Below are 6,329 nucleotides of genomic sequence, written 5' to 3' on the forward strand. Positions count from 1 at the left end.
GGGGCGGGCCCGGGGCGGTTCCCGGAGCGTGCGCCGGGCCGATCGGGTGACAAAGCGGACAAAATCGTCATACCCGTCGGCGACGTTGACACCGGCTGGGCCAACTGGTGGGCTTTGGCGCGTTGCGGTCATTGCCTGGCGAGGAGGCTCCTGTGCAAGCCCGAGTGTCCGTCGCGGCAGGGCGGCGGTTGCGGCAGCAGCTGGAGCAGAGTCCGGCGCTGCGGGACGTGTTGCAGCACCCGGCGGCCCTGGCGGCGCGGCGGGCGACGGCGCGGACGTGCCGTCAGCTCGCGCCCAGGACGGCGGACCGGCTGATCGCGGACCTGAAGGGGACGGAGCCGCTGCTGCCGTCCGTCCGGGCCGAACGTGCGCGGGCCGCGCGGCCGGGGGCGCCGAGCCGGCGGACGCTGCAGGTGGCGGCGACGCTGTCGGCGGCGGCCGTGGTCGGCGGGCTGCTGGTGAGCGGGCCGGGTACGGCGTACGCGTACAGCCCGGGGCCGGACGTGGTGAGCACCGCGGCGCAGACGCCGCTGGGGAGCATGACCAACCCGCAGGTGTTCCCGCGGCCGCAGGAGCAGAGCGTGGCCGGGAAGCCGGTCGCGGTGCCCGCGGCGGTGACGCTGGTGACGGCGCCGAAGGCGGACCACGGGGCGGTGGACGCCGTCCGCGACGTGATGGGCGTGGCCGGGGCGACGTCGGTGACGCCGCAGGCGGACGCCGGGACGCCGGTCGCCGGCTCGCTGGTGGTGTACGTCGGCGGGCCCGCCGAGGGCGCGGACGGCGACACCGACCGGGTGCTGCGGGAGCTGACCGTGGCCGCGGGCGGCAAGGAGAGCGCCGCGCCGTCCACGGCCGGGATGCCGGCCGGCGGGTACGTCCTGTCGGCGGGCCAGCTGCCGGCCCCGGGCGGCGGGACGTACGGCGTGGTGGTGCTGGCCGGGACGGACGCGGCGGGAACCTTCTACGCGGCGCAGTCGCTGCGCCAGCTGCTGGCGGCGGTGCCGGCCGGGCAGGGGCAGGCGCCGGGCGCGGCCGGGCTGGGGCTGCCGGGGATCACGCTGCGCGACTGGCCGTCGGGCGCACCGGTGCGCGGGACGGCGGAGGCGTTCTACGGCTCGCCGTGGAACGCGCAGCAGCGGCTGGACCAGGTGGACTTCCTCGGCCGGTCGAAGCAGAACTTCTACCTGTACGCCCCGGGTGACGACCCGTACCGGCTCTCCCGCTGGCGGGACGGCTACCCGCAGGCGCAGGCCGCCGAGCTGAAGGCGCTGGCCGCCCGGGCCCGGCAGAACCACGTGACGCTCGGGTACGCGATCGACCCCGGGCAGTCGCTCTGCTACAGCTCGGCCAAGGACGCGGACGCGCTGGTCGCCAAGCTGGACGGGCTGCGCAAGCTCGGCTTCACCGCGTTCCAGCTGCAGTTCCTGGACGTCTCGTACGACGAGTGGCACTGCACCGACGACAAGTCCAGGTACGGCACTGGTCCGGCCGCCGCCGCCAAGGCGCAGGCCGAGCTGATCGCCAAGGTGCAGGACCGGCTGATCGCGAAGAACCCGGGCCTGGCCCCGCTCTCCGTGGTGCCGACCGAGTACCACCAGCAGGGCGCCACGCCGTACCGCACGGCGCTGGCGGCGGCCCTGCCGCAGGGCGTGCAGGTGGCGTGGAGCGGCGTCGGGGTGATCCCGGAGCGGATCACGGGCGCTCAGACCGCGGAGACCGGCAGCCTGTACGGGCGGCCGCTGGTCACCATGGACAACTACCCGGTCAACGACGCCAACCCGGACCGGCTCTTCCTCGGCGCCTACACCGGGCGGGACGCGGAGGTCGCCACCAGGTCGGCGGTCATGCTGACCGGCGCGATGCAGCAGCCGGTCGCCTCCCGGATCGCGCTGGCCACCGCCGGCGACTTCGCGTGGAACCCGGCCGGGTACAAGCCGGAGGAGTCCTGGCAGGCCGCTCTGCGGTCGCTGGCCGGCCCGACCGGCTCGACCAGCACGCCCGCCGGGGCGGCGCTGGCGGCCGTCACCGCGCTGGCCGGCAACAGCGCCTCCTCGCCGCTGTCCAAGCAGGAGTCCGGCTATCTGGCGCCGCTGCTGGACCGGTTCTGGGCGACGGCCGAGCCGAACGCGGGGGCCGCGCCGGACCTCACCAAGCTGATAGAGGCGGCGGCCCCGCTGCGGGAGGCCTTCACCGCGATGGCGGGTGCGCAGCAGACGCTGGCCGCCACCCAGGCCACCGCCGCGCTGGCCGCCGAGGCCGGCCCGTGGCTGGCCCCGCTGCGCGACTACGGCCTGGCCGGCCAGGCCGCGCTGGACATGCTGCTGGCGCAGCGCGGCGGCGACGGCGCGGCCGCCTGGAAGGCCCGGGTGGAGCTGAACAAGCTGCGCGAGCAGCTGGGCCAGAGCCCGGCGACGGTCGGCGCCGGGGTGCTCGGCCCGTTCCTGGAGCGTGCCGTCCGGGCCGCCGACAACTGGGCCGGCGTGACCGGCGGCGGGATCACCGCGACGAGCACCCTCGGCACCGCGCACGACCACCTGCCGGCGCTGATGGCCGACGGCGTGGCGGACACCTTCTACTGGAGCTCGGGGCCCCCGCAGCCCGGCGACTCGGTCGGCCTGGACCTCGGCGGCGGCCGCCCGGTCGGCAGCGTGACCGTGCTGATGGGCTCCTGGGGCAGCGGTCCGGACGGCGGGAGCGCGCTGGACGACTACATCCGCGACGGCGTGCTGGAGTACTCCACCGGCGAGGGCGGCTGGAAGCAGCTGTCCGTGGTGAAGAACCAGAAGAACATCACCGCCCAGCTGCCGGCCGGCACCGTCGTCCGGTCGGTGCGGCTGCGGGCCACCACGGCGCAGAAGACGGCCGTGGCGGTGCGGGAGTTCTCGGTGACGGCGCCGGACGACGCCCCGGCCAGCGTGACCGGCGGCCCGGCCGCCCTGCCCGGCGCCTCGGCCGCGGCCGTGCTGGACGGCAACCCGGACACCGCCTACCGGGCGGCCACCGTGCCGAAGGCCGGCGACGAGCCGCTGACCGTCGAGCTGGGCGCGGCCCGCCCGCTGGACCGGCTGACCGTCCTCACCGACCCGAACGTGCGGGCCTCGGCCACCGTGGCACTGCGGCGGGCGGACGGCACCTGGGCGGACATCGGCACCGTCCAGCCGGGCTACAACGAGCTGCCGGCCGGCGGCCAGACCGCGGACGCGTTCCGGCTGACCTGGAAGCCGGGCGGGGAGCCGCCGGTGGTCAACCAGGTGATCCCCTGGTACGCGGACGTCCCGGCGGCCCGGCTGAGCCTGGCCGACGCGCGGCTGGACGTGGTGACCGGCGCGGCCGCGCCGGTGCAGGCCCGCGCGATGGTCGAGGCGGGCCGGCCGGAGGGCGTGACCGGCGACCTGCGCACCGAGGTGCCGGCCGTCGCCAAGGGCCTGACCGTGGCCCCGGTGTCCGGGGTGACCGTGCCGCGCGGCGGCCGGGTGGGCGTTCCGCTGCAGGTCAGCGCCACGCCGGAGACCCCGTCCGGGACGTACCAGGTGCCGGTGCTGTTCGTGGCCGGCTCGACCACCGTCCGGCAGGTGCTCCAGGTGCACGTGGTGCCGCCGACCGGCGGGCCGGACCTGGCCGCCACCTCGCAGGCGCGCTCCTCGGCCGACGAGACCTCGTCCTTCCCCGCGTCGGCGGTGGCGGACGGCGACCCGAAGACCCGCTGGTCCTCGCCGGCGAAGGACGACGCCTGGGTGCAGCTGGAGCTGCCGCAGGCCGCCCACCTGGGGTCGGCGGTGCTGCACTGGCAGACCGCCTACGCCTCCGCGTACAAGGTGCAGACCTCGGCGGACGGCGTCGGCTGGACCACGGTGGCGACGGTGGACGACGGCAAGGGCGGCAACGAGACGGTGCGCTTCGACGCGCCGGGGGCGAAGTACCTGCGGGTGCAGGGCGTGGCCCGGGCCACCAAGTACGGCTACTCGCTCTGGGGCATCGAGCTGTACGCCGTCACCCCGGCCGCTCCGGCCACCCCGGCCGCACCGCCCGCCGGGCAGCCCGGCCAGCCGGCCGCCCCGGCGGCGCCGCCGGCCACCGCCCCTCCCGCGACGCCCACGAAGCCGTAGCCGCAGCCGGCCTGTGGGTCCGCCGCCAGACGGCGGGCTCGCCGACCCGGACGGGACCCTGCCGTGAACGGCCCGCCGCGCGACCGGACAGCCGGGGCCGGGCCGTCCCGGCCGGACCCCGCGTCGGGGCGCAGGGTCACCCTGGACCCGGAGACGGTCGGGCGTGACCTGGCGTCCCTGGTCCTGGCCGTCGTGGAACTGATCAGGCAGCTGATGGAACGCCAGGCCCTGCGGCGCATCGACCAGGGCGACCTCAGCGACGACCAGATCGAGCGGATCGGCCTGACCCTGATGGCGCTCGAGGACCGCATGACCGAGCTGCGCGAACGGTTCGGCCTCACCCTCGACGACCTCAACATCGACCTCGGCCCGCTCGGCCCGCTGCTGTCGTCCGACTGACGCACCGGCGTCGGCGGTAGCCATCGCCCACCCGCGCATAGAACGCGCAAAGCGGGGCAGACGCGGCAAGGGAGAACCGACCCTCAACGAGGAGGACGACATGGGTGTGGGCAAGAAGATCGAACACACCGCGGAAACCGTGAAGGGCAAGGCCAAGGAAACCACCGGCAAGGCCGTCGGCAACGAGAGCCTGAGGATGAAGGGCAAGGCCGAACAGGTCAAGGGCGACGCGCTCCAGGCCGGCCAGAAGGCCAAGGACGCCCTCAAACACTGACCACTCCCGCGAAACAAGGGAGGCCCGCCTCCCGGCCCACCGTCACGGGCCGGGAGGCGGCTCGTTGCGGAGGCAGGCACCGCACCGACCTCGCCAATGCCGGCGCCACGTGGACGGACGAGCCACTGGTGACGGACGACGCCAACGACTGGCGGTTGGTCACCTCCCGCAACCCCGACGACCTCGGACACTTCCTGCACGGCATCGACGGCGCACTGCGCGCCAGGGCCGAAGCCGTCGATTCACACTGAACGTGCGAAGATCAGGTGATGTTGACTGAACGGATAGCGGCGGTGGACTGGGCCGCGATCCCCACACCGGTACTTCGGGTCCCCTCGTGGGCTGTTGAGCGCTTTCCCCATGGCATGCAGCTATGAAACCCGGGGGTACCGCTGCAGGAGCTGGCCACCGCCCGCAATCAGGTCCAGGTTGCCAACGCCGTATCCCAGCTGGAGAACACCGTTCTGAACGGGCACATGGCCGCCGTCTTCCCGGCAGCGGTCACAGCAGCCCCGTTCCTGCTGGAGATCGCCGAGCAGCCGGACGCCTTCCCCTTGGCCCGCTACTCCGCCCTCGGCCTGCTCGACGAGTTCCTGACTTCGGACCCCTTCGCCGGATTCAACCGCGTCGACGGCACACCGCTGTGCTGTGCGGTGGCCGATCTGATCCGCACCCGCCGACCTTTTCTCGAGTCGCTCGGGAAGCCGGGCCGTCGACTGCTTCAGGAGGCCGACGAGCACTGGCGTTTCGAGGTGACCGAGGCCCTCAGGGATGCCGACCAGCTGCTCGTCTTCGGCACGCTGGCCGGACGTTTCCCCGGCACTGTGGTCCGCGGGGAGGTTCAGCAGAGCGGCGTTCTGTGCACGGCCACGGTCGAGTACCAGCCGACGGGTGTACACGGCGACGCCTGCGTACGCGTTGACCACCTTCCGCTCAGCGCCGGATCCGTGCTCCGGTCCGCCGAGTGCGGCGAGCGGGAACACTAGTCCGTTCGGCTTCGCGGGGCTTCGGCCGGCCTGTCTTGCCCTGCCCTGTCCTGCGGGATGTCCTGGGGCATGGCTCACCACCACCCCGCGGTCCGGGCACAGCCACCGAGAGCCGGTTCGCACACTCTCGGATCGCAGAACTCCGGGCGTCAGGGGGAGTGGCGGTGCCCGGACGCGTTGTGCCCGGTGACGTGGCCCCGGAGGGCGGCGATCGCCCCGGCTCCGGGCGGAAGACCCCAGACCTCCGCGCCCGGGGTCTGCGAACCCGACTGCCTCGACCGGGCCTCGCCCATGCGGCGGTCGCACCGTCGCAGCTCCTCCGGCGCGCCCCGGGCACGGAGGGCGGGGAACAACTGCTCCTCCTCGCCACGCAGGTGGGCGCGGAGCACGATGACCACGGCGGCCGTGGCCCGGCGGCGCTCGGTGGCGGACAGGCGGTCGTCGTCCGCCCGGTCGAGCAGCCGGCGGATCGCCGCGTGGGTGCGGCCGGCCGCCAGCGCGAGCGCGTCACCGGCCGGGAGGCACCGGCGGGCCAGCGGGTACAGGTGCGCCTCCTCGGCCACC

General features: G+C 74.7%; 6 protein-coding genes. 5 read left to right on the forward strand and 1 reads right to left on the reverse strand.

The window, feature by feature from the left end; all coding sequences use genetic code 11:
* Positions 1-152: 152 nt before the first annotated feature.
* The 5 genes from ABZ885_RS15590 to ABZ885_RS15610 all read left to right on the forward strand — a co-directional run bounded on the left by ABZ885_RS15590 (position 153) and on the right by ABZ885_RS15610 (position 5,765).
* Positions 153-4,106 carry a beta-N-acetylglucosaminidase domain-containing protein gene (locus tag ABZ885_RS15590; RefSeq protein ID WP_360187953.1) on the forward strand — a complete coding sequence of 1,318 codons (3,954 nt, stop codon included), beginning with the start codon at positions 153-155 and terminating at the stop codon, positions 4,104-4,106.
* Positions 4,107-4,169: 63 nt separating this feature from the next.
* Positions 4,170-4,505, forward strand: coding sequence for a gas vesicle protein K (locus ABZ885_RS15595; RefSeq protein WP_360187954.1), 336 nt, complete (start codon positions 4,170-4,172; stop codon positions 4,503-4,505).
* Between the two features lie 100 nt (positions 4,506-4,605).
* On the forward strand, positions 4,606-4,779 hold the full coding sequence (locus tag ABZ885_RS15600; protein WP_360187955.1) for a CsbD family protein: 174 nt from the start codon (positions 4,606-4,608) through the stop codon (positions 4,777-4,779).
* Between the two features lie 128 nt (positions 4,780-4,907).
* Positions 4,908-5,030 carry a hypothetical protein gene (locus ABZ885_RS15605; RefSeq protein ID WP_360187956.1) on the forward strand — a complete coding sequence of 41 codons (123 nt, stop codon included), beginning with the start codon at positions 4,908-4,910 and terminating at the stop codon, positions 5,028-5,030.
* Positions 5,031-5,255: 225 nt separating this feature from the next.
* Positions 5,256-5,765, forward strand: coding sequence for a hypothetical protein (locus ABZ885_RS15610; RefSeq protein ID WP_360187958.1), 510 nt, complete (start codon positions 5,256-5,258; stop codon positions 5,763-5,765).
* A 149-nt stretch (positions 5,766-5,914) separates the two neighbouring features.
* Here ABZ885_RS15610 and ABZ885_RS15615 read toward each other — a convergent pair.
* A partial coding sequence (locus ABZ885_RS15615) for a hemerythrin domain-containing protein (protein ID WP_360187960.1) occupies positions 5,915-6,329 on the reverse strand: 415 nt, incomplete at its 5' end.

Source organism: Kitasatospora sp. NPDC047058, assembly GCF_040643935.1.
In the GTDB taxonomy this organism is placed as follows: domain Bacteria; phylum Actinomycetota; class Actinomycetes; order Streptomycetales; family Streptomycetaceae; genus Kitasatospora.